This is a genomic window from Bradyrhizobium sp. 132 (assembly GCF_023074185.1).
Classification (GTDB): Bacteria; Pseudomonadota; Alphaproteobacteria; order Rhizobiales; family Xanthobacteraceae; genus Bradyrhizobium.
Genome location: NZ_JADPKY010000030.1, coordinates 152543 through 176666 on the forward strand (window position 1 = coordinate 152543; position 24124 = coordinate 176666).

The 24124-nt window shown below is 63.7% G+C and carries 25 protein-coding genes and 1 pseudogene; 10 read left to right on the plus strand and 16 right to left on the minus strand.

Going from position 1 to position 24124, the window contains the following annotated elements; translation table 11 throughout:
* Window positions 1-47 precede the first annotated feature (47 nt).
* Complete coding sequence (locus IVA74_RS04895; RefSeq protein ID WP_247340427.1) at window positions 48-539, minus strand: NUDIX domain-containing protein; 492 nt, start codon at window positions 537-539, stop codon at window positions 48-50.
* A 92-nt stretch (window positions 540-631) separates the two neighbouring features.
* Between IVA74_RS04895 and IVA74_RS04900 the strand changes: the two genes are divergently transcribed.
* Window positions 632-1513: a metallophosphoesterase gene (locus IVA74_RS04900; RefSeq protein ID WP_247340428.1), complete on the plus strand. Its 882-nt coding sequence runs from the start codon at window positions 632-634 to the stop codon at window positions 1511-1513.
* 31 nt (window positions 1514-1544) lie between these two features.
* Here IVA74_RS04900 and IVA74_RS04905 read toward each other — a convergent pair whose 3' ends face one another.
* The 3 genes from IVA74_RS04905 to IVA74_RS04915 all read right to left on the minus strand — a co-directional run bounded on the left by IVA74_RS04905 (window position 1545) and on the right by IVA74_RS04915 (window position 4153).
* Window positions 1545-2099 carry a hypothetical protein gene (locus IVA74_RS04905; RefSeq protein WP_247340429.1) on the minus strand — a complete coding sequence of 185 codons (555 nt, stop codon included), beginning with the start codon at window positions 2097-2099 and terminating at the stop codon, window positions 1545-1547.
* A 185-nt stretch (window positions 2100-2284) separates the two neighbouring features.
* On the minus strand, window positions 2285-2491 hold the full coding sequence (locus IVA74_RS04910) for a hypothetical protein (protein WP_007595122.1): 207 nt from the start codon (window positions 2489-2491) through the stop codon (window positions 2285-2287).
* A 30-nt stretch (window positions 2492-2521) separates the two neighbouring features.
* Complete coding sequence (locus tag IVA74_RS04915) at window positions 2522-4153, minus strand: isocitrate lyase (RefSeq protein ID WP_247340431.1); 1632 nt, start codon at window positions 4151-4153, stop codon at window positions 2522-2524.
* A 229-nt stretch (window positions 4154-4382) separates the two neighbouring features.
* Here IVA74_RS04915 and IVA74_RS04920 point away from each other — a divergent pair, with 229 nt between their 5' ends.
* Window positions 4383-5828, plus strand: a complete 1446-nt coding sequence (locus IVA74_RS04920) for a short-chain fatty acyl-CoA regulator family protein (RefSeq protein ID WP_247340433.1) — start codon at window positions 4383-4385, stop codon at window positions 5826-5828.
* 139 nt (window positions 5829-5967) lie between these two features.
* Here the strand turns inward: IVA74_RS04920 and IVA74_RS04925 are convergent, their stop codons facing one another.
* Window positions 5968-6261: an antibiotic biosynthesis monooxygenase gene (locus IVA74_RS04925; RefSeq protein ID WP_027543691.1), complete on the minus strand. Its 294-nt coding sequence runs from the start codon at window positions 6259-6261 to the stop codon at window positions 5968-5970.
* A 229-nt stretch (window positions 6262-6490) separates the two neighbouring features.
* Between IVA74_RS04925 and IVA74_RS04930 the strand changes: the two genes are divergently transcribed.
* Window positions 6491-7297, plus strand: a complete 807-nt coding sequence (locus IVA74_RS04930; RefSeq protein WP_247340435.1) for a hypothetical protein — start codon at window positions 6491-6493, stop codon at window positions 7295-7297.
* 164 nt (window positions 7298-7461) lie between these two features.
* Window positions 7462-7809, plus strand: a complete 348-nt coding sequence (locus tag IVA74_RS04935; RefSeq protein WP_247340437.1) for a hypothetical protein — start codon at window positions 7462-7464, stop codon at window positions 7807-7809.
* 5 nt (window positions 7810-7814) lie between these two features.
* On the opposite strand, the gene IVA74_RS04940 is transcribed toward IVA74_RS04935, so the two are convergent.
* Both IVA74_RS04940 and htpX read right to left on the minus strand, forming a co-directional pair.
* A complete protein-coding gene (locus tag IVA74_RS04940) occupies window positions 7815-8459 on the minus strand; it encodes a tetratricopeptide repeat protein (protein WP_247340438.1) in 645 nt (214 codons plus the stop codon).
* A 134-nt stretch (window positions 8460-8593) separates the two neighbouring features.
* On the minus strand, window positions 8594-9526 hold the full coding sequence (gene htpX / locus IVA74_RS04945) for a zinc metalloprotease HtpX (protein ID WP_247340440.1): 933 nt from the start codon (window positions 9524-9526) through the stop codon (window positions 8594-8596).
* A 186-nt stretch (window positions 9527-9712) separates the two neighbouring features.
* On the opposite strand from htpX, the pseudogene IVA74_RS04950 reads away from it, so the two are divergent.
* The 3 genes and pseudogenes from IVA74_RS04950 to IVA74_RS04965 all read left to right on the plus strand — a co-directional run bounded on the left by IVA74_RS04950 (window position 9713) and on the right by IVA74_RS04965 (window position 13034).
* Window positions 9713-11013 (plus strand): annotated as a pseudogene (locus tag IVA74_RS04950) (lytic murein transglycosylase).
* Between the two features lie 246 nt (window positions 11014-11259).
* Entirely contained in the window at window positions 11260-11763 is a 504-nt protein-coding gene (locus tag IVA74_RS04960) for a DUF1993 domain-containing protein (protein WP_247340442.1), read from the plus strand.
* A 170-nt stretch (window positions 11764-11933) separates the two neighbouring features.
* Window positions 11934-13034 (plus strand): alkene reductase, encoded by a 1101-nt coding sequence (locus IVA74_RS04965; protein ID WP_247340445.1) that lies wholly within the window; start codon window positions 11934-11936, stop codon window positions 13032-13034.
* Between the two features lie 186 nt (window positions 13035-13220).
* Here IVA74_RS04965 and IVA74_RS04970 read toward each other — a convergent pair whose 3' ends face one another.
* The 7 genes from IVA74_RS04970 to glpD form a co-directional block, all read right to left on the minus strand.
* Window positions 13221-14963 (minus strand): ABC transporter substrate-binding protein, encoded by a 1743-nt coding sequence (locus IVA74_RS04970; protein WP_247340589.1) that lies wholly within the window; start codon window positions 14961-14963, stop codon window positions 13221-13223.
* Between the two features lie 127 nt (window positions 14964-15090).
* Window positions 15091-15420 carry a DUF2160 domain-containing protein gene (locus IVA74_RS04975; protein WP_247340447.1) on the minus strand — a complete coding sequence of 110 codons (330 nt, stop codon included), beginning with the start codon at window positions 15418-15420 and terminating at the stop codon, window positions 15091-15093.
* A gap of 9 nt (window positions 15421-15429) precedes the next feature.
* Entirely contained in the window at window positions 15430-16236 is an 807-nt protein-coding gene (locus tag IVA74_RS04980; RefSeq protein ID WP_007606994.1) for a carbohydrate ABC transporter permease, read from the minus strand.
* Complete coding sequence (locus IVA74_RS04985) at window positions 16236-17138, minus strand: sugar ABC transporter permease (RefSeq protein ID WP_247340449.1); 903 nt, start codon at window positions 17136-17138, stop codon at window positions 16236-16238. The genes IVA74_RS04980 and IVA74_RS04985 overlap by 1 nt, the downstream gene beginning before the upstream one ends.
* Window positions 17138-18223, minus strand: coding sequence for an ABC transporter ATP-binding protein (locus IVA74_RS04990; RefSeq protein ID WP_247340452.1), 1086 nt, complete (start codon window positions 18221-18223; stop codon window positions 17138-17140). Before IVA74_RS04990 ends, IVA74_RS04985 begins: the two co-directional genes overlap by 1 nt.
* Before the next feature lie 12 nt (window positions 18224-18235).
* Window positions 18236-19315: an ABC transporter ATP-binding protein gene (locus IVA74_RS04995; RefSeq protein ID WP_247340454.1), complete on the minus strand. Its 1080-nt coding sequence runs from the start codon at window positions 19313-19315 to the stop codon at window positions 18236-18238.
* Window positions 19312-20862, minus strand: coding sequence for a glycerol-3-phosphate dehydrogenase (glpD, locus tag IVA74_RS05000; RefSeq protein ID WP_247340456.1), 1551 nt, complete (start codon window positions 20860-20862; stop codon window positions 19312-19314). Before glpD ends, IVA74_RS04995 begins: the two co-directional genes overlap by 4 nt.
* 233 nt (window positions 20863-21095) lie before the next feature.
* Between glpD and IVA74_RS05005 the strand changes: the two genes are divergently transcribed.
* Together IVA74_RS05005 and IVA74_RS05010 are read left to right on the plus strand one after the other, a co-directional pair.
* Window positions 21096-21380 carry a type II toxin-antitoxin system Phd/YefM family antitoxin gene (locus tag IVA74_RS05005; protein ID WP_247340457.1) on the plus strand — a complete coding sequence of 95 codons (285 nt, stop codon included), beginning with the start codon at window positions 21096-21098 and terminating at the stop codon, window positions 21378-21380.
* Entirely contained in the window at window positions 21377-21802 is a 426-nt protein-coding gene (locus tag IVA74_RS05010) for a type II toxin-antitoxin system VapC family toxin (RefSeq protein WP_247340458.1), read from the plus strand. The genes IVA74_RS05005 and IVA74_RS05010 overlap by 4 nt, the downstream gene beginning before the upstream one ends.
* Window positions 21803-21828: 26 nt before the next feature.
* Here IVA74_RS05010 and IVA74_RS05015 read toward each other — a convergent pair whose 3' ends face one another.
* Window positions 21829-22389, minus strand: coding sequence for a TetR/AcrR family transcriptional regulator (locus IVA74_RS05015; RefSeq protein ID WP_247340460.1), 561 nt, complete (start codon window positions 22387-22389; stop codon window positions 21829-21831).
* Between the two features lie 104 nt (window positions 22390-22493).
* On the opposite strand from IVA74_RS05015, the gene IVA74_RS05020 reads away from it, so the two are divergent.
* A complete protein-coding gene (locus tag IVA74_RS05020) occupies window positions 22494-23180 on the plus strand; it encodes a glutathione S-transferase family protein (RefSeq protein WP_247340462.1) in 687 nt (228 codons plus the stop codon).
* Between the two features lie 39 nt (window positions 23181-23219).
* Here IVA74_RS05020 and IVA74_RS05025 read toward each other — a convergent pair whose 3' ends face one another.
* Window positions 23220-24053: a DeoR/GlpR family DNA-binding transcription regulator gene (locus tag IVA74_RS05025; protein ID WP_247340464.1), complete on the minus strand. Its 834-nt coding sequence runs from the start codon at window positions 24051-24053 to the stop codon at window positions 23220-23222.
* Window positions 24054-24124 lie beyond the last annotated feature (71 nt).

Here is a 24124-nt window from a genome sequence, read left to right on the forward strand (position 1 = left end):
GTCCATGCGCCGAGACCGCAGGCGCGGTTTACTAGCACAGGCAGCCATCATCGCCACGTCGCAATCTGCGGCCTGTCGTGAAGGACTTCCGCGATCCGCAGCCGCGTGCCGGGCGTGGTCCCCTCGGGCAGCGCCGTGACAGCGTAGAACCCGCATTCGGCGATCTCGCGGTTGGGCTGCGGCAGGCGATCCTGCTTGAACTGCCTGACAACGTAGACCGCGACATGATCGCGGCGGGAGACGTGGCTGTTGAGGAAGATGCCGTGCAGCACGGCGTCGCCGGTGAGATCGATATCCCCCTCTTCCTTGAGCTCGCGCCGCATCGCCTGCTCCATGGTCTCGCCGAGATCGACGCCGCCGCCGGGCAGATACCAGCCCGTGACGTAGCTGTGCCTGACCAGGAACACCCTGCTCTCGGCATCCAGCACCACGGCGCGAACGCCGAGCGTCATGCCGCGGACGAGCAGGAAATAGGCGTGGAAGATTCGCCGCAGCAGCGGCTCGAATGTCCGTCGGACGCTATTCAGACGATCCCCCATCAGGCTCCTTGACGCTTTGCCTGAGGCTTGGCTTGCGCGTTGCCCGCGACCTTGCCATTACAGCGGACGAATAGCGAGGCAATCGCAGCCACATGGCCCCCTTCACGCTCGCCCATCTGTCCGACCCGCATCTGCCGCCGCTGCCGAAGCCGCGGTTGATCGAGCTCGCCGGAAAGCGCGCGCTCGGCTACGTCAACTGGACGCGCAACCGTCACAAGTACCAGCGCCGCGAGGTGCTCGACGCACTCGTCGCCGACATGAAGGCGCAAAGTCCCGACCACATCGCGGTCACAGGCGATCTCGTCAATCTCGCGCTGGAAGCCGAATTCGCGCCGGCGCGCGCCTGGCTCGACGGCGTCGGCCCGCCCGACCGCGTCACCACGATTCCCGGCAATCACGACGCTTATGTCCGCGCCACCTCGCATCGTTTCGGCGAGACCTTCGCGCCCTATCTTGCGGGCGACGACGGCCGTATCGGCTTTCCTTCCGTGCGCCGGCGCGGGCCGCTCGCGCTGATCAGCCTGTCCACGGCGGTGCCGACTCTTCCGCTGATGGCGACGGGCACGCTCGGACGCGATCAGCTCGCGGCCCTCGAAGAGGGGCTCGAACGGCTTGCAGCCGAGGATGTCTTTCGCGTGCTGCTGGTGCATCATCCGTTGAAGTCCGGCGCGTACCACAAGCGGATGACTGACTCCGCCGGGCTGCTGACGCTTCTGAAACGCCACGGCGTCGAGCTGATCTTGCACGGACACGACCACGTTCATTCGACGATGTGGTTCGAGGGCCCCAACGGCAACATTCCCGCGATCGGCGCGCCGTCGGCCTCCGCGCTCGCGCACGGGCACACCCCGGCCGCGGCCTATAATCTGTTCACGATCGAGAAGGACAATGCCGGCTGGCGATGCGAGCAGGCGGTGCGGAGCCTGGGGGCTGGGCTTCAGATCGTACAGATGAAGCATGTCAGGTTGATTTGAGGCCACGCCGTCATTGCGACGGAGGAGAAATTCACAAGTTTCGCAGGGCCGCCAGCACGGCAACCCCGAACAGCGCGGCGGCGCCGAGCACAAATCCGAACACGAACGGCCAGACGCGCGACCGGCGCGACGGCGGCGCGACCTCGGGCTTCGGCTCAGGCGGGACCACCATCGCATGCTCGCGCTCGATCATGCGGCGGGCGACGTAATCAGTCACGGCCTCGACGATGACAGCGGTGTCGTGGGATTCGGCGAGCACGATGCGGCCGAAGCGGGTGTCCTGCACGAAGCGGTACATCCGCTTGTCGCGGCCCATCACGATGTGCGCGACGACGTCGATCCAGAGTCTCGGCGTATCGCCCTGGCTGATGCCGCGGTCGAACAGGTCGATCCGCTCGGGCACCTGCGCGAACAGGGGATCGAGCGCGTCGTTGAGGATCTCGAGCCTTGCCACTTCGGCATCGCGCAAATCGACGACGACGCCGGTCCGGTCGGCGGCCTCGATCCGCGCCCGCAACAGCGCATCGCGCAGCCGCACCGGGCGTGGCTGGCCGGGGTGGATCCCGCTGGTTTCGGGCTCTGACATTGTCGGCCTCGTCCTGACTTCCTTCCATTAACCTATCAGCAACCAATGTGTCCGCAAAGGCCCCACAATTCCAGTTACTTACGGCGCCCACAGGCCGTTCACCTGTGCCAAAAACAGACGATCCCACCCGGCTTGCGCCGGATGGGACCATCCGTCCTTGGACGTCTTCTTATCAGTTCAGATTGTCAGGCCGAGACCCGCGACGGCTCTTCCACGATCGAGAAGCGAACTCCGGCCTTGTGGCGGTTCTCTTCCGAGACCGAGCGCCAGGCGTCCTCGGCCTCCTTGCGGGTCTTGAACGGACCCTGCACCTGGGCCGAACCTTCCACCAGCTTGTGGAAGTTCATCGAACCGAACTCGCCGCCGATCACCCAGAAATTGCTGTTGGTCATTGTCAGTCTCCTGTCGAATAGCGTGATGCGTTAGCCGAACTGGTTCATCGTGTTGTGGGCACCGCCCGCCTTCAGGGCAGCTTCGCCGGCGAAGTATTCCTTGTGGTCGTCGCCGATGTCGGAGCCGGCCATGTTCTGATGCTTGGCGCAGGCGATACCCTGACGGATCTCGGCGCGCTGGACGTTCTTGACATAGCCGAGCATGCCCTGGTCGCCGAAATACTCCTTCGCCAGATTGTCGGTCGAGAGCGCCGCCGTATGGTAGGTCGGCAACGTGATCAGATGGTGGAAGATGCCGGCGCGCTTGGCCGAATCCGCCTGGAAGGTGCGGATGCGCTCGTCGGCTTCCTTCGCCAGCGGCGTATCGTCGTATTCCTGCTTCATCAGCTCGGCACGATTGTACTTGCTGACGTCCTTGCCGGCCTCCTTCATCGCGTCGTAGACCTGCCAACGGAAGTTGAGCGTCCAGTTGAACGACGGCGAGTTGTTGTAGGCCAGCTTGGCGTTTGGAACGACCTTGCGGATCCGATCGACCATCTTGGCGATCTGCTCGATATGCGGCTTCTCGGTCTCGATCCACAGCAGGTCCGCACCATTCTGCAGCGAGGTGATGCTGTCGAGCACGCAGCGGTCTTCGCCGGTGCCCGGGCGGAACTGATAGAGATTGGAGGGCAGCCGCTTCGGACGCATCATCTTGCCGTTGCGGTTGATGATGACGTCGCCGTTGCGGGCGTTCTCCGCCGTCACTTCCTCGCAATCCAGGAAGCTGTTGTACTGGTCGCCGAGGTCGCCGGGCTTGTGGCTGACGGCGATCTGCTGCGTCAGGCCGGCACCGAGCGAGTCGGTGCGGGTCACGACGACGCCGTCTTCGACGCCGAGCTCGAGGAAGGCGTGGCGGCAGGCGCGGATCTTCGCCAGGAACACCTCGTGCGGCACGGTGACCTTGCCGTCCTGATGGCCGCACTGCTTCTCGTCCGAGACCTGGTTCTCGATCTGGAGCGCGCAGGCACCCGCCTCGATCATCTTCTTGGCGAGCAGATAGGTCGCCTCCGCATTGCCGAAGCCGGCGTCGATGTCGGCGATGACGGGCACGACATGGGTCTTGAAGTTGTCGATCTTCTCGATCATCGCCTTTTCCTTCGCCTTGTCGCCTTCCTTGCGGGCGGCATCCAGGCTGCGGAAGATGTCGTTCAGTTCGCGCGAATCGGCCTGACGCAGGAAGGTGTAGAGCTCTTCGATCAGCGCCGGCACCGAGGTCTTCTCGTGCATCGACTGGTCGGGCAGCGGACCGAACTCGGAGCGCAGCGCCGCGATCATCCAGCCGGACAGGTACAAATAGGTGCGATCGGTCTTGCCAAAGTGCTTCTTGACCGAGATCAGCTTCTGCTGGGCGATGAAGCCGTGCCAGCAGCCCAGCGACTGAGTGTACTTGGTCGGGTCGCCGTCATAGGCGGCCATGTCGGCTCGCATCAGCGCCGCGGTGTAGCGGGCGACGTCGAGGCCGGTCTTGAAGCGATTCTGCAGGCGCATGCGGGCGACGGCCTCGGCCGACACACCGTTCCAGGTCGGCTGGGTCTCGAGGAGCGACTGGGCCGCCTCGATCTCGCTCTGATACGAGGCCGGGCCCTGGAGGGTGCTGATGCCGCGGGGCTGATAGTTCATGTGCCTGATCCTTTCGCTGACGACGGCGATGTCTGCCATCGACATTCTTGACAATGCATTGCGAAATGCGTGTCAGAAGCTAAACGCGAGAAAGCTCAGGTCGTACAGAGACCTTGTATTTGAATGGTGATGTCATGTAACATCAGAACATGTAATAGATGTTATTTTGTAAATTTTGTAAAGGATATAGATCAAACAAACTGTCCTTGATGCCTCGGGAGACCTGAAAATGCCCGCCGGTTCCAGCAAGAAGCTCTTCGTCGGCCCGCGCTTTCGGCGGATCCGGCAGCAATTGGGGCTGTCGCAGACCCAGATGGCCGAGGGGCTCGGGATCTCGCCGAGCTATGTCAACCTGATCGAGCGCAACCAGCGTCCAGTGACCGCGCAGATCCTGCTGCGGCTGGCCGAGACCTATGACCTCGACCTGCGCGACCTCGCCACCGCCGACGAGGATCGCTTTTTCGCCGAGCTCAACGAGATCTTCTCCGACCCGCTGTTCCGCCAGATCGACGTTCCCAAGCAGGAACTGCGCGATCTCGCCGAACTCTGCCCCGGCGTCACCCATGCGCTGCAGCGGCTCTACGCCGCCTATGCCGAGGCGCGCCAGGGCGAGACCCTGGCGGCAGCGCAAATGGCCGACCGTGACGTCGGCACGCGCTATGAGGCCAATCCGGTCGAACGCGTCCGCGAGCTTATCGAGGCCAACCGCAACTATTTTCCGGAACTCGAGCAAGCCGCGGAAACTCTGCGCGACGAACTGAACGTGCCGGCCGAAGAGCTTTATGCGGCGCTCGCCGCGCGACTGCGCGAGAAGCATTCGATCCAGACCCGCATCATGCCGGTGGACGTGATGCGCGAGACGCTGCGGCGCTTCGACCGCCATCGCCGCCAGCTCCTGATCTCCGAGCTGGTCGACGCGCCCGGCCGCGCGTTCCAGCTCGCCTTCCAGCTCGGCTTGAGCGAATGCGCGCAGCAACTGGAGACCATCATCGGCCGCGCCGGCCCGCTCGACGACACACCGCGGCGCCTGTTCCGCATCACGCTCGGCAACTATTTTGCGGCCGCCGTGATGATGCCCTACCCCGCGTTCCTCGCCGCGGCGGAAGCACTGAACTACGACATCCATTTGCTGGCGCAGCGCTTCAATTCCGGCTTCGAGCAGGTCTGCCACCGGCTCACCACCCTGCAGCGGCCGAACGCCCGTGGCATTCCCTTCTTCCTGCTTCGTGTCGACAATGCCGGTAACGTCTCGAAGCGCTTCTCCTCCGGCACATTCCCGTTCTCGAAATTCGGCGGCACCTGTCCGCTGTGGAACGTGCACTCGACCTTCGACACGCCGGATCGCCTGCTCAAGCAGGTGATCGAGCTGTCCGACGGTACGCGTTATTTCTCGATCGCGCAGATGGTGCGCCGTCCCGTCGCGCCGCACCCGTTGCCGCAGCCGCGCTTCGCCATCGGCCTCGGCTGCGAGATCCGTCACGCCGCGCGCCTCGTCTACGCCGCCGGCATCGATCTGGAGAAAACGGAGGGCACGCCGATCGGCGTCAACTGCCGCCTCTGCGAGCGCGAAAACTGCGCTCAGCGCGCGGAGCCACCGATCACGCGCACGCTGATCCTGGACGAGACGACCCGGCGGGTGTCGAGTTTCGCGTTCTCGAATGCGAGGGAGCTGTGAAGCACACCGCTGTCATGCCCCGCGAAGGCGGGGCATCCAGTACGCCGCGGCCTGTCGGTTCAATCGCTGCCGTCTCGGAGTACTGGATCGCCCGGTCGAGCCGGGCGATGACAGTTGAATGCGCGGCTGCACCCAAGTCCTATGCCAGCGTATGCACGATCACCGGCCCCGCGGCGGCGCGGGCGTCGCCTGCAAGCAGCGGGCCGAGATCCTTCTCGATCCAGGCGATCGCGCGCCGGTTCGCCTCCTCCGCCTGCTCGAACTTGTCGAAGATCGAGATCGCGGTCACGGTGTCGTCGCCGGCATAGACGACGTAATAGGCGCGGAAACCGTCGACGTCGCTGATGATCGGAACGGCGCCGTCCTTGATGCGGCGCGCCAGCTCTTCCGCGCTCCCGCTTTTCGCCTTGGCCTGACGGATGGCGGCATACATGGCATCCTCCTACCGGCTGTCTTGATCTACGGACCTGGTGCCCGCACCGCATGCTACGCCGAACCGTGCGGGCGATCCACGGTTGGTTAACCCGGCACTAATCCACTTCCGCGATCTGCAACCAACGGTTAAGCACGCCTCAACATCGGTGCCTTAGTCTCGCCCCACTCACTTTTCGCAAACAACGATGGCTTAGTCTGCCGCGTCAAGTGACATCAGGGGGTTTATCATGCGCATTGCGCTGCTGCTGACCGCGACCATTGTCGGCGCGCTCATGGCCAATCCATCCAATGCCGGACCGCTCGATGCGTCCGCCGGCGCGGCGCAAGCGTTGCCGCCGGGTTTCCAGAGCTACCGCGGCTACATGTTCGACATCTCGGAGAATTCCGACCGCAAGGATGTCGACAAGCTCACCGAGAATCTGAAGAGCCAGATCGACGTGGTCGAGGGTGCTGGCCTCTCGCCGCGCGTCCTGCGCTTCTTCCGCACCGTCCCGATCATTGCGAGCGAGCTCGCCTGCCTCGACGACGGCGCCGCGACTGCCTGTTACGGCCGGGTCGCCCCGAACGTCGAGCGCCGCGTGCCGCGAACGCTCACTGTTTGGGACCATGCCACGCAGCGCTGGACCAATCCCAATGCCGTCGACCTCGCTGTCGATTCGGGCCTCGGCGTAATCATGCTGCGGCCCGACATGATGCGTTACGAGAAGGAGGCCGTGCTGCTGCACGAACTCCTGCACGCCTATCACGCGCGGCTGTTGCCGGACGGCTACGCCAACAAGGGCGTGATCGGCTATTACGCCTTTGCCAAGTCCAAGGACCTCCTGCCCAAGGAAGCCTATGCGATGAAGAATCACATGGAATTCTTTGCGGTGACCGCCAGCATCTTCCTGGCCGGGAAGAGCGAATTCCACGACCCGAAGTCGCGCGAGACGCTCAAGGAGAAGATGCCGGACTATTACAAATATCTGGTCGGCGTGTTCGGCTTCGACCCAGATCCGGCAGCGTCGAGCGGCCCGGTCGCCTCGCTGAAGTAACGCAGAAAGCGCCAAACCAAGCCAAAGAGCCGCGCGAAATGCGCGGCTTTTTGGCTTTGTAAACCGGAAGCTGCGGATGACTCCCGGCGGGGAATTGCCAAGGCGGGGCTCGATCTGCATAGTCCCGCCCGCATCGATACTGTTTTCGAAGAGGATAGAACAACATGGCGGACGCCGACCTGGATGTCGTGATCCGGCAACTGGCCAGACAGCTGCATACGGGCCTGATGACCCGCGCCAAGGAGCGGCGGGATCGCTTCAATGGCCTTGCGGCCAAGGCCAAGAGCAAGGAGACCGGCGATCGCTTCAAGATAATGGCGAAGGCCACCATGGAGCAGGCCACCACCGCCGCCAAGCGCCTGCAGATGTCCGCCGACAATGTCGCCGACAGCTACGCACGGTCGATGCGGATTGCCGCCAGCACGCCGGTCGCAGTAAAGGTGGAGAAGAAAGCCGCCAAGGAAAAGCCTGTGAAGAAGGCGAAGAAGGCCAAAGCCAGGAAGTCGAAGTAAGCTACTCACCGTCTTGGCGCGGCCACTTCGGTTGGCTCGGCGCTCGCGAGTTCGGCGAGTTTTGCGCGCGCCGCATCGCGAGTGTGGGCATTATCCTTGCCGGCGGGCAGCGCCAGCGTGGCCTCGAAATCGGCGCGCGCCTCATCCGCCCGGCCGCGGGCGAGGAATGCGAGGCCGCGGGCGAGCCGGGCCTGCGCATCCGAGGGGTCGAGGCGGACCGCGGTGCTGTAGCTCAGGATCGCGCGATCGAGATCGCCGGTGGCGGCGAGCGCGAGACCGCGCTGGTGATAGGGCGCGGCGAGCCTCGGATCATGCGCGATCGCCTCGTCGTAATCCTCGATGGCAAGTTCGAAATCGCCGTTCTGCCGGCGCGCCAGTGCGCGGTCGCGATAGAGCGAGGCGCGGTTGGGATTGAGGTGAATGGCCTCGTCGAAATCCGCGATCGCCCGCCGCCAGTCGCCATGGCGCAGCGCGATCCGCCCGCGCCCCTCATAGGCAAAGGCGATCAGCGATCCACGGAGCGGCGAGAAGCCGATCACCGCCGAGCAGATGTCGGGATCGTCCTCGTCCCCGCAATTGACGACCGTGTGCGTGGACAGGCCAATGAGCACGCCCAGGACGATCAGCAATGGTACTGCAGCTTTGGTCATCTTCGACCGTGGCAGGCAGCGGGCCGGCCACGCATCCCCTTTCGAAGGAACGGTTTCGCCAGAGTGTTAACACCGGCTGGGACCAGCCTGTGTGCGTCAGGTCACAAAGCATGCAAATTCCAGCCGCGTCCGCATCAGCCCCAAGGGCCGCGTGAAGAGGAGCGGCCCCACGGGCCCCGCGGCGGATAGTTCTCGTTGGCGCCGATCGACGGCGACGCCTGCGCGCCAAGCTCGGCTGCGAGTTGCTGAAGCGCCGCGATGCGATTCTGCGTCGACGGATGGGTGGCGAACAGATTGTCCACGCCGTGGCCCGATAGCGGATTGATGATGAACATATGCGCGGTGGCGGGATTTCGCTCCGCCTCGAGGTTCGGGACCTGATGCGCAGCGTCTTCGATCTTCACCAGCGCCGATGCGAGCCAAATCGGCTGACCGGCGATGCGTGCGCCGAGATTGTCCGCGGCGTATTCGCGCGTACGACTGATCGCCATCTGCACCAGCATGGCCCCGATCGGAGCGAGGATCATCATCAGGATCGAGCCGACGATGCCCGGGCCGTTGTTGTCGCGGTTGCCTCCGAAGAACATGCCGAACTGCGCCAGCATCGAGATCGCACCGGCAATGGTCGCGGTAACAGTCATCAGCAGCGTGTCGTGATGCTTGATATGGGCGAGCTCGTGCGCGATCACGCCGGCGAGCTCCTCGCGGCTGAGCTGCTGCATCAACCCGGTGGTGACCGCAACCGCGGCATTCTCGGGATTGCGCCCGGTGGCAAACGCGTTGGGCTGCGGCTCGTCCATCAGGAACACGCGCGGCATCGGCAAGCCGGCGCGGCGCGCAAGCTCGGCGACGAGCCCGACCAGCTCCGGCGCGCTGCTGCGGTCGACCTCATGAGCCCCGTACATGCTCAGCACCATGCGGTCGGAGTTCCAGTAGGTGAAGAGATTGGTCGCCGCGGCAATGACGAGCGCAATCATGGCGCCGCCAGCACCGCCGATCAGATAGCCGACGCCCATGAACAGGGCGGTGAGGCCTGCGAGCAGCATTGCGGTACGAAGATAGTTCATGGCCGTCTCCCGGGTCCGGCCGCCGCCGCTGGAGGCGTTGCAGGCCGGCAAGCATGAGGTAGGGACGACCCCGCCCCACCCGCAAGGTTTCCAGGTGCGTCGCGGAGCCGCGGCACTGGTTTGAGCCCGATCATTCCATTAAACTTCGTCAAGAATCCAAGCGTCTCCTCCCCTTGCGGAAACCTCATGCTCCAGACCCGAATTGCGATCGCGGCCACCGCTCTGCTCACACTCGCCTTTCCTGCCTCCGCACAGTTCGCGCCACCGCCCGCAAAGCCAGCGGCCCCCAGGGCCACTGCGCCCTCCCCGCGCGCGGCGTCGTGCCACAATGGCGCGAACTTCGATCGCTTCCTGGCTGACGTAAAACAGCAGGCGGTGGCCGCCGGCGTGTCGCAGCGAACGATGGCGCAGGCCTCGCCCTACCTCGTCTACGACCAGGGCATCGTCAATCGCGACCGCGGCCAGCGCGTGTTCGGCCAGCTCTTCACTGAATTTGCCGGCCGCATGGCCGCGCCCTATCGCATGCAGAACGGCCAGCAGCACATCAAGCGACATGCGGCCGCGTTCGCGCGCGCAGAAAAGGAATACGGCGTGCCGCCGGCGGTGATCGCCGCGTTCTGGGGACTGGAGAGCGATTTCGGCGTCAACATGGGAAATCTGCCGACACTGAAATCGCTGGTGTCGCTGGCCTATGACTGCCGCCGCTCAGAGATGTTCGTGAACGAGACCATCGCCGCGCTGAAGATTATCGACCGCGGTGATCTCACACCCGACGAGATGATCGGCTCCTGGGCCGGCGAACTCGGCCAGACCCAATTCCTGCCAGTGCATTACGTCAACTATGCCGTCGACTATGACGGCGACGGACGGCGCGATCTCCTCCGCAGCGAAGACGACGTGATCGGCTCGACCGCGAACTACATCGCCAACGGATTGAAGTGGCGGCGCGGCGAGCCGTGGCTGGAGGAGATCAAGGTGCCGCAAATCCTGCCGTGGGATCAGACCGATCTCACCGTGCAGCAGCCGCGCGCGAAATGGGCGCAGCTGGGGGTGACCTATCCCGACGGCAGCCGCTGCCGAGCGACAATCTCGCGGCCTCCGTGCTGCTGCCGATGGGACGCAACGGGCCGGCCTTCATGGCGTATCCGAATTTCGCGGCCTATACCGAGTGGAATAACTCGCTGATCTATTCGACCACCGCGGGCTATCTCGCCTCGCGCATTGCGGGCGCAGCACCGATGCGCAAGCCGACCACACCGGTCGCGCAGCTGCCGTTCAACGAGCTCAAGCAATTGCAGCAGCTTCTGGTCCAGGCCGGCTTCAATGTCGGCAAGGTCGACGGCGTGCTGGGCCAGCAGAGCCGCGCCGCAGTGAAGGCGATGCAGGTCAAATACGGTCTGCCGGCCGATTCCTGGCCGACCTCCGAGCTATTGGCCCGGATGCGCGGTGGCACGGCACAGGCGCAGCCTGCGGTGACGATCCGATAAGCGACCCCGCTCGCTGTCATGCTCCGCGAAAGCGGGGCATCCAGTACGCCGTGGCGTCCCGGCTCAATCACAGCCGTCTCGGCGTACTGGATCGCCCGGTCAAGCCGGACGATGACAGCGGAGAGCGTTGCACGGTAGAGTTTTCGCACTGCACAAGCCGCTCCCGCGATTGTATTTTTCCATGACGGCCCCATGTGAGTAGCTCAGGTTTCTCCTGAGATTCCCCACCACAAGAGCGAGCATCACATGTCCTTCCACGACGCCGTCGTCCCCGCCTATTTGCAAATGCTGAACAGCCTGACCGGCCTGCTCACGAAAGCCGAGGCGCATTGCGCGGCCAAGAAGGTCGATCCGAGCGTCCTGCTGGGCTCCCGGCTGTTTCCGGACATGCTGCCGCTGTCGAAGCAGATCCAGCTCGTCAGCGATTTCGCCTCCAAGGGCTGCGCCCGGCTGACCCATAGCGAAGTGCCCTCCACAGCAGACACCGAGACCAGCTTTGCCGAATTGAAGCAGCGCCTGGCGAAGACCATCGACTATGTGAAATCGTTCAAGCCCGAGCAGTTCGAGGGCGCCGACACCAAGGACGTCACCTTCCCGGCTGGCCCCGACAAATCCATCACCATGAAGGGCCAGCAATTCCTGAGCGCGTTCTCGCTGCCGAACTTCTATTTCCACGCCGCAACCGCCCACGGCCTTCTGCGCCACGCCGGCGTCGAGATCGGCAAGCGCGATTTCCTCGGCGCGAATTAAGTTATGGCCCGCGGCAGCGGAATTCCGCTGTCGAGGCCGAAACTGCATACGAATTGTGCTACGCGGGCCTTGCCGCGTAGCTCGCCTGCACTTTCCGTATGGCTCCTCCCTTGCGCTGATTGCCGCGATGCACAAGTGTTGCAGACCTTTCACCGCCTGGAAGCATTCCCATGAGCCGTTCGACCAAATTGTTTGACACCTACAAGCTCGGCCCGATCACGCTTGCGAACCGTTTCGTGATGGCACCGCTGACGCGCAACCGCGCCGTTCCCGGCACGTTCGTGCCCGGTGCGCTCGCCGCCGACTATTACGGCCAACGCGCCTCCGCAGGGCTTCTGATCACCGAAGCGAGCCAGGTCTCGCAGCAGGGCCAGGGCTACCAGGACACACCCGGCATCTACTCCAGGGACCAGGCCGCCGGCTGGCGCAAGGTCACCGATCAAGTCCACGAGCGCGGCGGCAAGGTCTTCATCCAGCTCTGGCATGTCGGCCGCATCTCGCATGTCGATCTCCAGGCCAATGGCGCAGCCCCGGTAGCGCCGAGCGCGATCCGCGCCAAGGGCAAGACTTTCGTGAACGGTACCTTCGCCGACGTCTCCGAGCCCCGCGCGCTCGAGCTCGCCGAAATTCCCGGGATCATCGACGATTTCAAGCGCGCCACGAAGAATGCGCTCGAAGCCGGCTTCGACGGCGTCGAGATCCACGGCGCCAACGGCTATCTGCTCGAGCAGTTCGCCAAGGACGGCACCAACAAGCGTACCGACGCCTATGGCGGCTCCATCGAGAACCGCGCGCGGCTGATGCTGGAAGTATCCAAGGCCGTCGTGGCCGAGGCTGGCCCCGAGCGCACCGGCATTCGCGTCTCGCCGGTAACACCGGCCAACGATATCTCGGACTCGAACCCGCAAGCCTTGTACGACCATATCGTCGACGGTCTCAGCGCGCTCAAGCTCGTCTATCTCCACGTCGTCGAAGGCGCCACCGGCGGTCCGCGCGACATCGCGCCGTTCGACTATGCGGGCCTGCGCAAGCGCTTCGCCGGCGCTTACGTCGCCAACAACGGCTATGATTTCGCCCTCGCCGCCAAGGTGCTGGAGGCGAACGCGGCCGATCTGATCGCCTTCGGCAAGCCGTTCATCTCCAACCCCGACCTGGTCGAGCGGCTGAAGCAGGGCGCTCCGCTGAACGACTGGGACAAGAACACGTTCTACGGCGGCGGTGCCAAGGGGTACACGGATTACCCGGCGCTGACGACTGAACCGGCGGAGTAAGGCGTCGTCGTCGCTCCATCCTCCGTCATTGCGAGGAGCAACGCGACGAAGCAATCCAGACTACCTCCGTGGAAAGACTCTGGATTGCTTCGCTCGCTCGCAATGACGGTATGGAGCAAAATCCACGACAACAAAAAGAAAAAGGCCGGGATTGCTCCCGGCCTTTCGTCGTTACGTTGATGTGCCTTACTTCGCTTCCGCGCGCTTCGGGGGCTGTGCCGGCCACGACTTGATCAGGGTGTCGTAGTCGACCGTCTCGCCCTTCGGCTTCTCGTTGGCGAGCTTGCGCTGGGGAGCAATCGTGCCGTCCTTCTGGGCCTTGGCGAACCAGTATTCGGCCGTTTCCTTCTTGTGCAGCTTCGGACCGCAGGCGCCCTGCACGCCGGACTTCTCCAGACGTTCCATCACGGAGTCCTGGGCGGCGGCAAGCGAGTCCATCGCGGCTTGCGGCGTCTTCGCACCGGACGACGCATCGCCGATGTTCTGCCACCACAGCTGCGCCAGCTTCGGATAGTCGGGCACGTTGTTGCCGGTCGGGGTCCACTGCACGCGCGCGGGCGAGCGGTAGAACTCGATCAGGCCGCCGAGCTTCGGCGCACGCTCCGTGAACGACTTGTCCCAAATGTCGGATTCACGAATGAACGTGAGACCGACATGGCTCTTCTTCAGCGACACCGTCTTGGAGATGATGAACTGGAGATAGAGCCAGGCTGCCTTGCGGCGATCCGCCGGGGTCGACTTGAGAAGCGTTACGGAGCCGGCGTCCTGATAACCGAGCTTCATGCCTTCCTTCCAGTACGAACCGTGCGGCGACGGAGCCATACGCCACTTCGGCGTACCGTCCGGGTTCATCACGGCGATGCCCGGCTTCACCATGTCGGCGGTGAAGGCGGTGTACCAGAACATCTGCTGGGCGATGTTGCCCTGCGCCGGCACCGGACCCGACTCGGAGAAGGTCATGCCCTGCGCTTGCGGCGGAGCATACTTCTTCATCCACTCGAGGTACTTGGTGATCGAGTAGACCGCGGCCGGGCCGTTGGTGTCGCCACCACGCTCGACCGAGGAGCCCACCGGACGGCAGCCTTCCATGCGGATGCCCCATTCGTCGACCGGCAGGCCGTTCGGAATGCCCTTGTCGCCGTTACCGGCCATCGACAGCCAGGCGTCGGTGAACCGCCAACCGAGCGACGGGTCCTTCTTGCCATAGTCCATATGGCCGTAAACCTTGACGCCGTTGATCTCCTTGATGTCGTTCGTGAAGAACTCGGCGATGTCCTCGTAGGCGGACCAGTTCACGGGCACGCCGAGCTCGTAGCCATACTTGGCCTTGAACTTGGCCTTGTAGTCGGCGTTGGTGAACCAGTCGTAGCGGAACCAGTAGAGATTCGCGAACTGCTGGTCGGGCAGCTGATAGAGCTTGCCATCCGGGGCCGTGCCGAACGACTTGCCGATGAAGTCGTTGACGTCCAGCTGGGGATCGGTGACGTCCTTGCCCTCGCCGGTCATGTAGTCCGACAGCGCGATGGTCTGGCCGTAGCGGAAGTGCGTGCCGATCAGGTCGGAGTCGTTGATCCAGCCGTCGTACACGTTCTTGCCGGACTGCATCTGGGTCTGCAGCTTCTCGACGACGTCACCTTCCTGGATGATGTCGTGCTTGAGCTTGATGCCGGTGAGCTCGGAGAACGCCTTCGCCAGCGTCTGCGACTCGTATTCGTGGGTCGTGATGGTCTCGGAGACGACATTGATCTCCATGCCCTTGAAGGGCTCGGCCGCCTTGACGAACCACTCAAGCTCCTTCTTCTGCTCGTCCTTCGACAGCGTCGAGGGCTGGAATTCCGCGATCCATTTCTGGATTGCGGCATCGTCGGCAGCGCGCACCGGCGCCGAGACGGCCAACGACACCGCGACGATAGCGGCGACGCTGGACATCGTCAGAAAGCTATTCTTGGTCAATGGACGTTCCCTTCTCCTAAACTGCCGCATGTTGTTCCTCCGTTGCAGCGACAAACTTTCTACAGGCCCGGGTTGGTCCCGGATCTGGCCGTCCCTTCGCGGGCTAGACCGTGCGAAAAATGAGCACGGCCATGGCCAGCGAAATTCCTGATGCGAGCCAAAGGCGCGAAATTTCAAGTCCGTCCTCGCCGATCGGCAGCGTGGCGAGTGCGTCGGTGCCGGCGAAGGCGATCCAGAGCAAGTGGATGACAGCCGCCATGATCAGGGAGATGAACAGGCGGTCGCCGCGCGTGGTGGGGATGCGCAGCACGCCGACGCGCTCGGTTTCGGGATAGGCCACCCCAAGCCAGGTCATCACGGCAAGCGTGCAGGCGAGCGCGACAAAGAAGATCGCCGTCGGCAGCGTCCAGGCCATCCATGCAATAGATTCCATTGATGCCTCCTAGACCCGGCCGAGCGCGAAACCGCTCGCGATGTAGTTGCGGACGAACCAGATCACGAGCGCGCCCGGAATGATGGTGAGAACGCCGGCTGCCGCGAGCAGCCCCCAATCCATGCCGGCGGCCGACACTGTGCGCGTCATGATCGCCGCGATCGGCTTGGCCTGCACCGAGGTCAGCGTGCGTGCGAGCAGCAGCTCGACCCAGGAGAACATGAAGCAGAAGAAGGCGGCGACGCCGATACCGCTCGCAATCAGCGGCACCAGGATCTTGATGAAGAAGCGCGGGAAGGAATAGCCGTCGAGGAAGGCGGTCTCGTCGATCTCGCGCGGCACGCCGGAGACGAAGCCTTCGAGGATCCAGACCGCCAGCGGAACGTTGAAGATGCAGTGCGCGAGCGCCACCGCCCAGGGAGTATCGAACAGCCCGATCGCCGAGTAAAGATTGAAGAACGGCAGTGCATAGACCGCGGCCGGCGCCATGCGGTTCGACAGCAGCCAGAAGAACAGATGCTTGTCACCGAGAAAACGGTAGCGCGAGAACGCGTAAGCCGCGGGCAACGCCACCGAGATCGAGATGATGGTGTTGAGGACGACATATTCCAGCGAGTTGATGTAGCCGGAATACCAGCTCTCGTCGGTGAAGATGCGCTTGTAGTGCTGGAGCGTCGGGGCGTGCGGCCACAGCGTCATCGTCGAGACGATTTCGGCGTTGGTCTTGAAGCTCATGTTGACGAGCCAGTAGATCGGCAACAGCAGGAAGATCAAAAACAACGCCATGATGAGGCGACGGCCGGGGATCGAATGCATCACGCGGCTCCTTCCTGCGGCTTCCGCTCGGCGCCGGCATTGGTCATGACCGTGTAGAAGATCCAGCAGACGATCAGGATGATCAGATTGTAGACCAGCGACAGCGCGGCGGCCTTGCCGAGGTCGAACTGGCCGAGCGCGATCTTGACGAGCTCGATCGACACGAAGGTCGTCGAATTGCCGGGCCCGCCGCCGGTAACGACGAATGGCTCGGTGTAGATCATGAACGAGTCCATGAAGCGCAGCAGCACCGCGATCAGCAGCACGCGGTTCATCTTGGGCAGCTGGATCGCCTTGAACACCGCCCAGCGCGAGGCGCCGTCGATTTGAGCTGCCTGGTAATAAGCATCGGGGATCGACTTCAGGCCGGCATAACACAACAACGCGACCAGGCTGGTCCAGTGCCAGACGTCCATCACGATCACGGTGACCCAGGCATCGACGGCATTGGAGACGTAATTGTAGTCGATGCCGATCGCGTTGAGCACATAGCCGAGCAGGCCGATATCGGGGCGGCCAAAGATCTGCCAGATCGTGCCGACCACGTTCCAGGGGATCAACAGCGGCAGCGCGAGGATGACGAGGCAGGCCGCGACGGTCCAACCCTGGCGCGGCATCGACAGCGCGACGACGATGCCGAGCGGCACCTCGATCGCGAGGATCACCATCGAGAAGAACAGATTGCGGCCGAGCGAGGCGAGGAAGCGGCCGCCGAGGTCGGTCGAAGGGTCGAGCAATTCCTTGAACCAGCCGACACCGTTCCAGAAGAACTGGTTGTTGCCGAAGGTGTCCTGCATCGAATAGTTCACCACCGTCATCAGCGGCAGCACTGCCGAGAAGGCGACGACCAGGAACACCGGCAGCACCAGGAACCAGGCTTTTTGGTTGACGGTCTTGTCCATCAGGCGGCTCCCTCCACCAGAAGGCTGTCGGCATAAACGTGGACGTGCGACGGATCGAATTTCAGGCCGGCCGTGCCGTCCGGGCTGGTGAAGCCGGCCGGCGCCCGCGCCGCGAGTTTTGCATCACCGAGGCGCGCACGCGCAAAGCGGATGCGGCCGAGATCGTCGATGCGTTCGATTTTTGCGCTGAGCAGGCCCGGTGCCGGCGCAACGGTTTCGACGAATTCGGGACGCACGCCGATCTCGATCTTCGCGCTTGCCGGAAGGCTGTCGTAGCTGCGATTGAGCGCGATGACGTGACCGTCGATCTTGGCCTCGCGGCCCCTCACCTCGGCCGGCAGGATGTTCATGCCGGGCGAGCCGATGAAATAGCCGACGAAGGTGTGCGCGGGCTTGTCGAACAGCTCGGCCGGGGTGCCGCTTTGCACCACGCGGCCGTCATGCATGACGACGACGGTGTCTGCAAAGGTCAGCGCCTCGGTCTGGTCGTGGGTGACGTAGATCATCGTAAGGTCGAGCTCGCGATGCAGCGCCTTCAGCTTGGAGCGGAGCTGCCATTTCAGCTCGGGATCGATCACGGTGAGCGGCTCGTCGAACAGCACGGCGGCGACGTCGGAGCGCACCAGGCCGCGGCCGAGCGATATCTTCTGCTTGGCGTCAGCCGTGAGCCGCGTCGCCTTGCGGTTCAGATAGGGTTCGAGATCGAGCAGGCGGCCGATCTCGGCGACGCGCTTGTCGATCTCGGCCTTTGGCACGCCACGGTTCTTCAGTGGAAACGCCAGATTCTGCCCCACCGTCATGGTGTCGTAGATCACCGGAAACTGGAACACCTGGGCGATGTTGCGCTTCTGGGTTGACAGCGGTGTGATGTCCACCTCGTCGAACAGGATTTTCCCCCGCGACGGCGTGATGATGCCGGAAATGACATTGAGCAGCGTGGTCTTGCCGCAGCCGGACGGCCCGAGCAGCGCATAGGCGCCGCCCTGCCGCCAGGTCATGGTGACAGGCTTCAGGGCAAAGCTGTCCTGCGGCGCATCGTTGCCGCCGTAGGAGTGCGCGAGATCGACGAGGTCAATGCGGGCCATGTCGCATCTCCCTTAGGTATTGCCGGGTGCGGCGACCAGACGGTCTGCCGCATCGAAAACGAAGACATCATTGGGATCGAGCACGGCGTCGATGGTCTGGCCGGGCTCGAACTCGTGCACGCCGTGCAACACCGCAACCCATTTCGATCCGTCGCGGGTCAGATGCACGAAACTCTCCGAACCGGTGATTTCGGTCACCGTTACCGTGGCATGGAAGGCGTGGCGATCGGCCTGGCCGTTGGCGAGCGCGAGCTGATGCGCGCGAAAGCCGACCCGGTAGGTGCCGTCGGCCAGCGACGAATACAGACCCGAGGCCGGCGACGCCGCGCCGCCGGCATATTGCACAGAGCCGTTCTTCTTCTCGATGCCGACGAGATTGAGCGGCGGGTCGGAGAATACCTGCGCGACGCGTAAAGTCTGCGGCCGGCGGTAGACGTTGGCGGTCTCATCGATCTGGAGCGCCTGACCCTGCCACATGCACACCGTGTTGCCGCCGAGCAGCAACGCCTCGGTTGGCTCGGTGGTGGCATAGACGAAGATCGCGCCGGAAGCCTCGAAGATGCGCGGGAGCTCGGCGCGCAGCTCCTCACGAAGCTTGTAGTCGAGATTGGCGAGCGGCTCGTCGAGCAGCACGAGATCGGCGCCCTTGACCAGCGCGCGCGCGATCGCGGTGCGCTGCTGCTGGCCACCGGAAAGCTGGAGCGGCGTGCGCTTCAGAAACGGCTCGAGCCTGAGCAGCCTTGCGGCTTCCGCCACGCGCGCCTCGATTTCAGCGCGCGGCTTGCCCTGCACACGCAAGGGCGACGCGATGTTCTCATAGACTGTAAGCGAGGGATAATTGATGAACTGCTGGTAGACCATCGCGACCGAACGCTTGCGCACGTCGGCGCCGGTGACGTCCTTGCCGTTGACCAAGATCTTGCCCGAAGTCGGCTTGTCGAGGCCTGCGAGCAGCCGCATGATCGAGGTCTTGCCCGACAGCGTCGGCCCGAGCAGCACGTTGAGCGTACCGCTCTCGAGCGTCAGCGAGACGTCGCGGATGTGCGGGACGCCGTCGACAGTCCGGGTCACGTGATCGAGTGTCACCGTCATGAGCGTCCTCCGGCTTCCAGCAGGGGACTTTGCGGCACGGCGTGGGTCCTGATCCAGTCGTCAAGCGCCGCGATCTCGTCGGCACTTAGTCGCAGGCCGAGCTTTGAGCGGCGCCAGACTATGTCCTCGGCAGTGACGGCCCATTCGTTGGCCATGAGATAGCGGACCTCGCGCTCGCTCAGCGTCGCGCCGAAGGCCTGGCCGAGATCGGCCGCGGATTTCGCATCCCCGAGCAGCTTGATCGCCTTTGTGCCATAGGCGCGCGCGAGTCGCCGCGCATGCTCGTGGCTGAGGAAGGGATAGCCGCGCTGAAGCTCCGCGATCAGGCCGTCGACATCGGAGACGCCCATGTCGCCGCCGGGCAGCGGCCATTTGCCGGTCCAGCCCTCGCGCGCCTTCGCACTGCGAAGATAGGGCGCGAGCCGCTCCAGCGCCTCCTCGGCGAGACGGCGGTAGGTCGTGATCTTGCCGCCATAGATCGACAGCAGCGGCACGCCGCCGGGCGTGTCGAGCTCGAACACGTAGTCGCGCGTCGCGGCCTTGGCTTCGCTGGCGCCGTCGTCATAGAGCGGGCGCACGCCGGAATAGGTCCAGACCACGTCGTCAGGCGTGACCGGCTTGGCCAGATATTCGCTTGCCGCGGTGCAGAGATACTGGATCTCCTCGGCCGTCGCCTTCACCTTGGCCGGATCGCCGTCATAGTCGCGGTCGGTGGTGCCGATCAGCGTGAAATCGTCCTGATACGGGATCACGAAGATGATGCGGCCGTCCGCGTTCTGGAACATGTAGGCGCGGTCGTGGTCGTAGAGTTTTTTCACGACGATGTGCGAGCCCTGCACCAGGCGCACCTTGGCTTTCGCGTTGACGCCGGCGCCACTGCCGAGCACGTCCTCGACCCAGGGCCCGCCGGCATTGACGAGCGCACGAGCCTGGATCGACGAGCGCGCGCCGGTCAGCGTGTCGATCATGCTGACGGTCCAGATGCCGTCGGACTGCTTGATATCCGTCGCCCGGGTGCGGGTGCGGATCTCGGCGCCCTTGTCGGCGGCGTCGCGCGCGTTGAGCACGACGAGACGGGCGTCATCGACGAAGCAGTCGGAATATTCGAACGCGCGGGTATAGCGGTTCGGGATCAGCGGGCGACCGACCTCGTCACGCCTGAGATCGACCGAGCGGGTCGCCGGCAACAGATGGCGGCCGCCGATATGGTCATAGAGGAAGAGGCCGAGGCGCAGCAGCCAGGCCGGTCGCAGGCCTGCATGGTGCGGCAGAACGAAACGTAAGGGGCGAATGATGTGGGGTGCGATGCCCCAGAGGATCTCGCGCTCGATCAGCGCCTCGCGGACCAGGCGAAACTCGTAATATTCGAGATAGCGCAGGCCGCCATGCACCAGTTTAGTCGACCAGGACGACGTCCCGCTCGCCAGATCGTTCATTTCGCACAGGAAAACCGTGTTGCCACGGCCCACCGCGTCGCGCGCGATGCCGCAGCCGTTAACACCGCCTCCAATGATGGCGAGGTCAAAAATACGCTCCAACAGACGCATCCCCCGGCGACCGCCCGTTCAATCGAGCGGTTACTTTCGTTTTTGATTAGATCACACCGAAAAACGAAAGCAAGATGAAAGAGAGAAGAAAGGAAGTGAAAGCGGAACTTTTAAGTGGGGCAGACAGACGCGGAATTGAGCAGCCTGGGCCGGCAATTCCAGCGGCAAAAGCACCCTTGAATGCTTAGCTTCAGAGAATTATAGTCATAGTAGTCATATTGGTCGATATTCTCATGGCCGACTCCAACACTGCACCCGATGCGCTTCCAACCGATGACATCTGGACGCTTGCCAACGCCAAGGCACGGCTTTCCGAGGTGATCGACCGCGCCCAGTCCGGCCCGCAGGTCATCACCCGTCACGGCAGGCCCAATGCGGTTGTCGTTTCCGCCGACGAGTGGGCGCGCAAGACGGCGCGCAAAGGCACGCTGGCCGAATTCCTGCTGGCGTCGCCATTACGCGGCGCCGACCTCGATCTTGAACGCATGCACGACACGCCGCGCGACGAGATGCCGTGAACTTGCTGCTCGACACCAAGGTGCTCTCGGAGGTTCGGCGGCCGACGCCTTCCCCGAAAGTTTTGGCGTGGCTCGATACGATCGACGAGGACCGCGCCTTCATCAGCGTGGCATCGATCGCGGAGCTTCGCCGTGGCATCGCACTGCTGGATGACGGCGGCCGGCGCGCGGCACTGACTGCCTGGCTCACGCATGATCTGCCGGAGCGTTTTGCCGGGCGCATCCTGCCGATCGACCATGCGGTCGCCGAGCGCTGGGGCGACCTGATGGCGCAGAGCCGCCGCAGCGGCATCGCTCTGTCCGTGATAGATGGATTCTTCAGCGCGACCGCGCTCGCAAACGACCTCACACTCGCCACACGCAATGTGAAGGATTTTGCGGCATTCGGCGTCGTGCTGCTCAACCCGTGGGACGACGTATAAGACTAAGACGTCGGCCGACCCAAAACTCAGGGCAGCAGCCCTGCCGCCCTGTAAGCCTCGATCGCCTGGTCGTAGACCGCGATGTCGCCTCGCCCGCGCGCGACGAGCTGTGCGCCCTCGACGGCCGCGAAGATCGCGAGCGCCCGCTGCTCAATCGCTCCCGTTGCCGCCTTCTTTCCACGCGACAGCAATTTGACCAGCCACCGGATGTTGACGTCGGTGAACCTGTCGACCTCAGCTCTGACTTCGGCCGGCAAGTCATCGTGCTCGGCGGCCATGATCCCGCACAGACACATCCTGTTGTCGTTCGACAGCGCGGAACGGAAGACGTCCGTATACATCCTCAGGCAGGCCCCGACGTCCTGCGAGGCTTCGAGGAACCCGTCGAAGATCTCGATCGCCTCGTCGGCATAGCGACGCGCAAGCGCGGCGCCAAGATCGCCCTTGGTCGGAAAATGATAGTGGACGCTGGCGCTCTTGACGCCCACCTCCTTCGCCAGGTCGCGAAAGCTCAGGCCGTTGTAGCCGCGCGCCTGCACCATCGCGCGGGCCGCATCCATGATCACCTGCTTGGTATCGGCCGTCATCGTCGCCCCCATCTATCTATCGATAGATAGCCGTTGACTCCGCCATTGCAAAGGCCCCATATCCGCCTGCCCACCTATCTATCGATAGATAAAGGAATGTTCTCATGAAAATCTACGACCGGCCCGGATTTCCCAATTCCTCGCGCATTCGCATCGTCCTTTCCGAAAAGGGACTCGACGACCGGGTCGAGTTCGTCAGCGTCGATTTGATCGGGGCAGAGCACAAGCAGGCGCCGTTTCTCGCGATCAACCCCTCGGGGAAAATCCCGGTGCTCGAACTCGATGACGGCACCTTGATCTCGGAGTCGACGGCCATCACCGAATATCTGGACCATCTCGATGGCCATCCGGTCCTCACCGGCAGGACACCGCGCGAGAAGGCGGTGATCCACATGATGCAGAATCGCGCCGAGGCCGAGCTCATGGGCGCGGTCGACGGCTACTTTCACTATGCCACGTCGGGCCTCGGACCTGCGATGCAGCCCTATGTGGCTCCGGAATGGGCCGGCAGGAAGGAATGGGGTGAGCGACAGCGCGCCAGGTTCATCCGCGGCATGAATTATTTCGACGGCGTCCTGAAGAACACACCGTTCGTTGCCGGCGACGCCTTCTCGATGGCGGATATCACGGTCTTTGCGAGCCTGGACTTCGCTGGCGCAGCGGGGATATCGATTCCCGATGCGTGCAAATCCCTCATCGCTTGGCGGGAAAGAGTATCAAATCTGCCAAGCGTCAAGAACCGGACAGGTCGAGATTTCCTGCCGGAGGACCTGAAGCGTTTTGGTCTGTGAACTGCGGCGTGATGTCAGCTCCGGATCGATCGCAGCCATCTAACGCAACCGAACGACCGGCGCGGCCTCTTGCGCCGGTTCGGCCGCCTCATCGATATCCGCCCCCTTCGGCATCGCTGCCATCACCTCGATGCCCTTGGCATTGCAAATCGTGGCGAGGCGCTCGGGCAATTCCTGATCGGTGACGAAGGTCTGGATCTGGCTGATATGGGCGATGCGCACCGGCGCGCTGCGGCGGAGTTTTGTGGAATCGGCAACCAGCATAACGCTGCGGGCATTGGCGATGATGGCCTGCGCCACCTGCACCTCGCGATAGTCGAAGTCGAGCAGCGCGCCTTCCTCGTCGATCGCGGACGCCCCGATGATGGCGTAGTCGACCTTGAACTGGCCGATCAGCTGCGTCGCGGTCGAGCCGACCACCGCACCGTCGGCGCGCCGTACCGTGCCGCCGGCAACCACCACCTCGATGCGGGGATGGCGGTAGAGCAGCATGGCGACGTTGAGATTGTTGGTGATGACGAGGAGGTCCTCGTGCGAGGTCAGCGCGCTTGCCACTTCCTCGGTCGTGGTGCCGATGTTGATGAAGAGCGAGCAGCCGTTCGGGATCAGCGATGCGGCCGCGGCTCCAATCGCCTTCTTCTCGTCGGCGGCGACGAAGCGCCGCGCCTCATAGGCGAGGTTTTCGACGCCGGAGGCGATGATGGCGCCGCCATGGATACGGGTCAGCGAGCGGCGCTCGCAGAGATCGTTGAGGTCCTTGCGGATGGTCTGGGCCGAGACCTCGAACCGGCGCGCCAGCTCCTCGACCATGACGCGGCCCGAAGCCCGCGCGATGTTGAGGATTTCGGCTTGGCGATGAGTCAGTCCGGTCACGACAATAGCCTCAAGTCAGGAAGCCGCATGGTGCGGCGGTTCGCACGTTCGGTCAATGCGCGTGCCGATCA

Coding starts and splice junctions, on each gene's coding strand:
- IVA74_RS04895 (WP_247340427.1), bottom strand. CDS start 539: ATGGGGGATCGTCTGAATAGCGTCCGACGGACATTCGAGCCGCTGCTG.
- IVA74_RS04900 (WP_247340428.1), top strand. CDS start 632: ATGGCCCCCTTCACGCTCGCCCATCTGTCCGACCCGCATCTGCCGCCG.
- IVA74_RS04905 (WP_247340429.1), bottom strand. CDS start 2,099: ATGTCAGAGCCCGAAACCAGCGGGATCCACCCCGGCCAGCCACGCCCG.
- IVA74_RS04910 (WP_007595122.1), bottom strand. CDS start 2,491: ATGACCAACAGCAATTTCTGGGTGATCGGCGGCGAGTTCGGTTCGATG.
- IVA74_RS04915 (WP_247340431.1), bottom strand. CDS start 4,153: ATGAACTATCAGCCCCGCGGCATCAGCACCCTCCAGGGCCCGGCCTCG.
- IVA74_RS04920 (WP_247340433.1), top strand. CDS start 4,383: ATGCCCGCCGGTTCCAGCAAGAAGCTCTTCGTCGGCCCGCGCTTTCGG.
- IVA74_RS04925 (WP_027543691.1), bottom strand. CDS start 6,261: ATGTATGCCGCCATCCGTCAGGCCAAGGCGAAAAGCGGGAGCGCGGAA.
- IVA74_RS04930 (WP_247340435.1), top strand. CDS start 6,491: ATGCGCATTGCGCTGCTGCTGACCGCGACCATTGTCGGCGCGCTCATG.
- IVA74_RS04935 (WP_247340437.1), top strand. CDS start 7,462: ATGGCGGACGCCGACCTGGATGTCGTGATCCGGCAACTGGCCAGACAG.
- IVA74_RS04940 (WP_247340438.1), bottom strand. CDS start 8,459: ATGACCAAAGCTGCAGTACCATTGCTGATCGTCCTGGGCGTGCTCATT.
- htpX (WP_247340440.1), bottom strand. CDS start 9,526: ATGAACTATCTTCGTACCGCAATGCTGCTCGCAGGCCTCACCGCCCTG.
- IVA74_RS04960 (WP_247340442.1), top strand. CDS start 11,260: ATGTCCTTCCACGACGCCGTCGTCCCCGCCTATTTGCAAATGCTGAAC.
- IVA74_RS04965 (WP_247340445.1), top strand. CDS start 11,934: ATGAGCCGTTCGACCAAATTGTTTGACACCTACAAGCTCGGCCCGATC.
- IVA74_RS04970 (WP_247340589.1), bottom strand. CDS start 14,963: ATGTCCAGCGTCGCCGCTATCGTCGCGGTGTCGTTGGCCGTCTCGGCG.
- IVA74_RS04975 (WP_247340447.1), bottom strand. CDS start 15,420: ATGGAATCTATTGCATGGATGGCCTGGACGCTGCCGACGGCGATCTTC.
- IVA74_RS04980 (WP_007606994.1), bottom strand. CDS start 16,236: ATGCATTCGATCCCCGGCCGTCGCCTCATCATGGCGTTGTTTTTGATC.
- IVA74_RS04985 (WP_247340449.1), bottom strand. CDS start 17,138: ATGGACAAGACCGTCAACCAAAAAGCCTGGTTCCTGGTGCTGCCGGTG.
- IVA74_RS04990 (WP_247340452.1), bottom strand. CDS start 18,223: ATGGCCCGCATTGACCTCGTCGATCTCGCGCACTCCTACGGCGGCAAC.
- IVA74_RS04995 (WP_247340454.1), bottom strand. CDS start 19,315: ATGACGGTGACACTCGATCACGTGACCCGGACTGTCGACGGCGTCCCG.
- glpD (WP_247340456.1), bottom strand. CDS start 20,862: ATGCGTCTGTTGGAGCGTATTTTTGACCTCGCCATCATTGGAGGCGGT.
- IVA74_RS05005 (WP_247340457.1), top strand. CDS start 21,096: ATGGCCGACTCCAACACTGCACCCGATGCGCTTCCAACCGATGACATC.
- IVA74_RS05015 (WP_247340460.1), bottom strand. CDS start 22,389: ATGACGGCCGATACCAAGCAGGTGATCATGGATGCGGCCCGCGCGATG.
- IVA74_RS05020 (WP_247340462.1), top strand. CDS start 22,494: ATGAAAATCTACGACCGGCCCGGATTTCCCAATTCCTCGCGCATTCGC.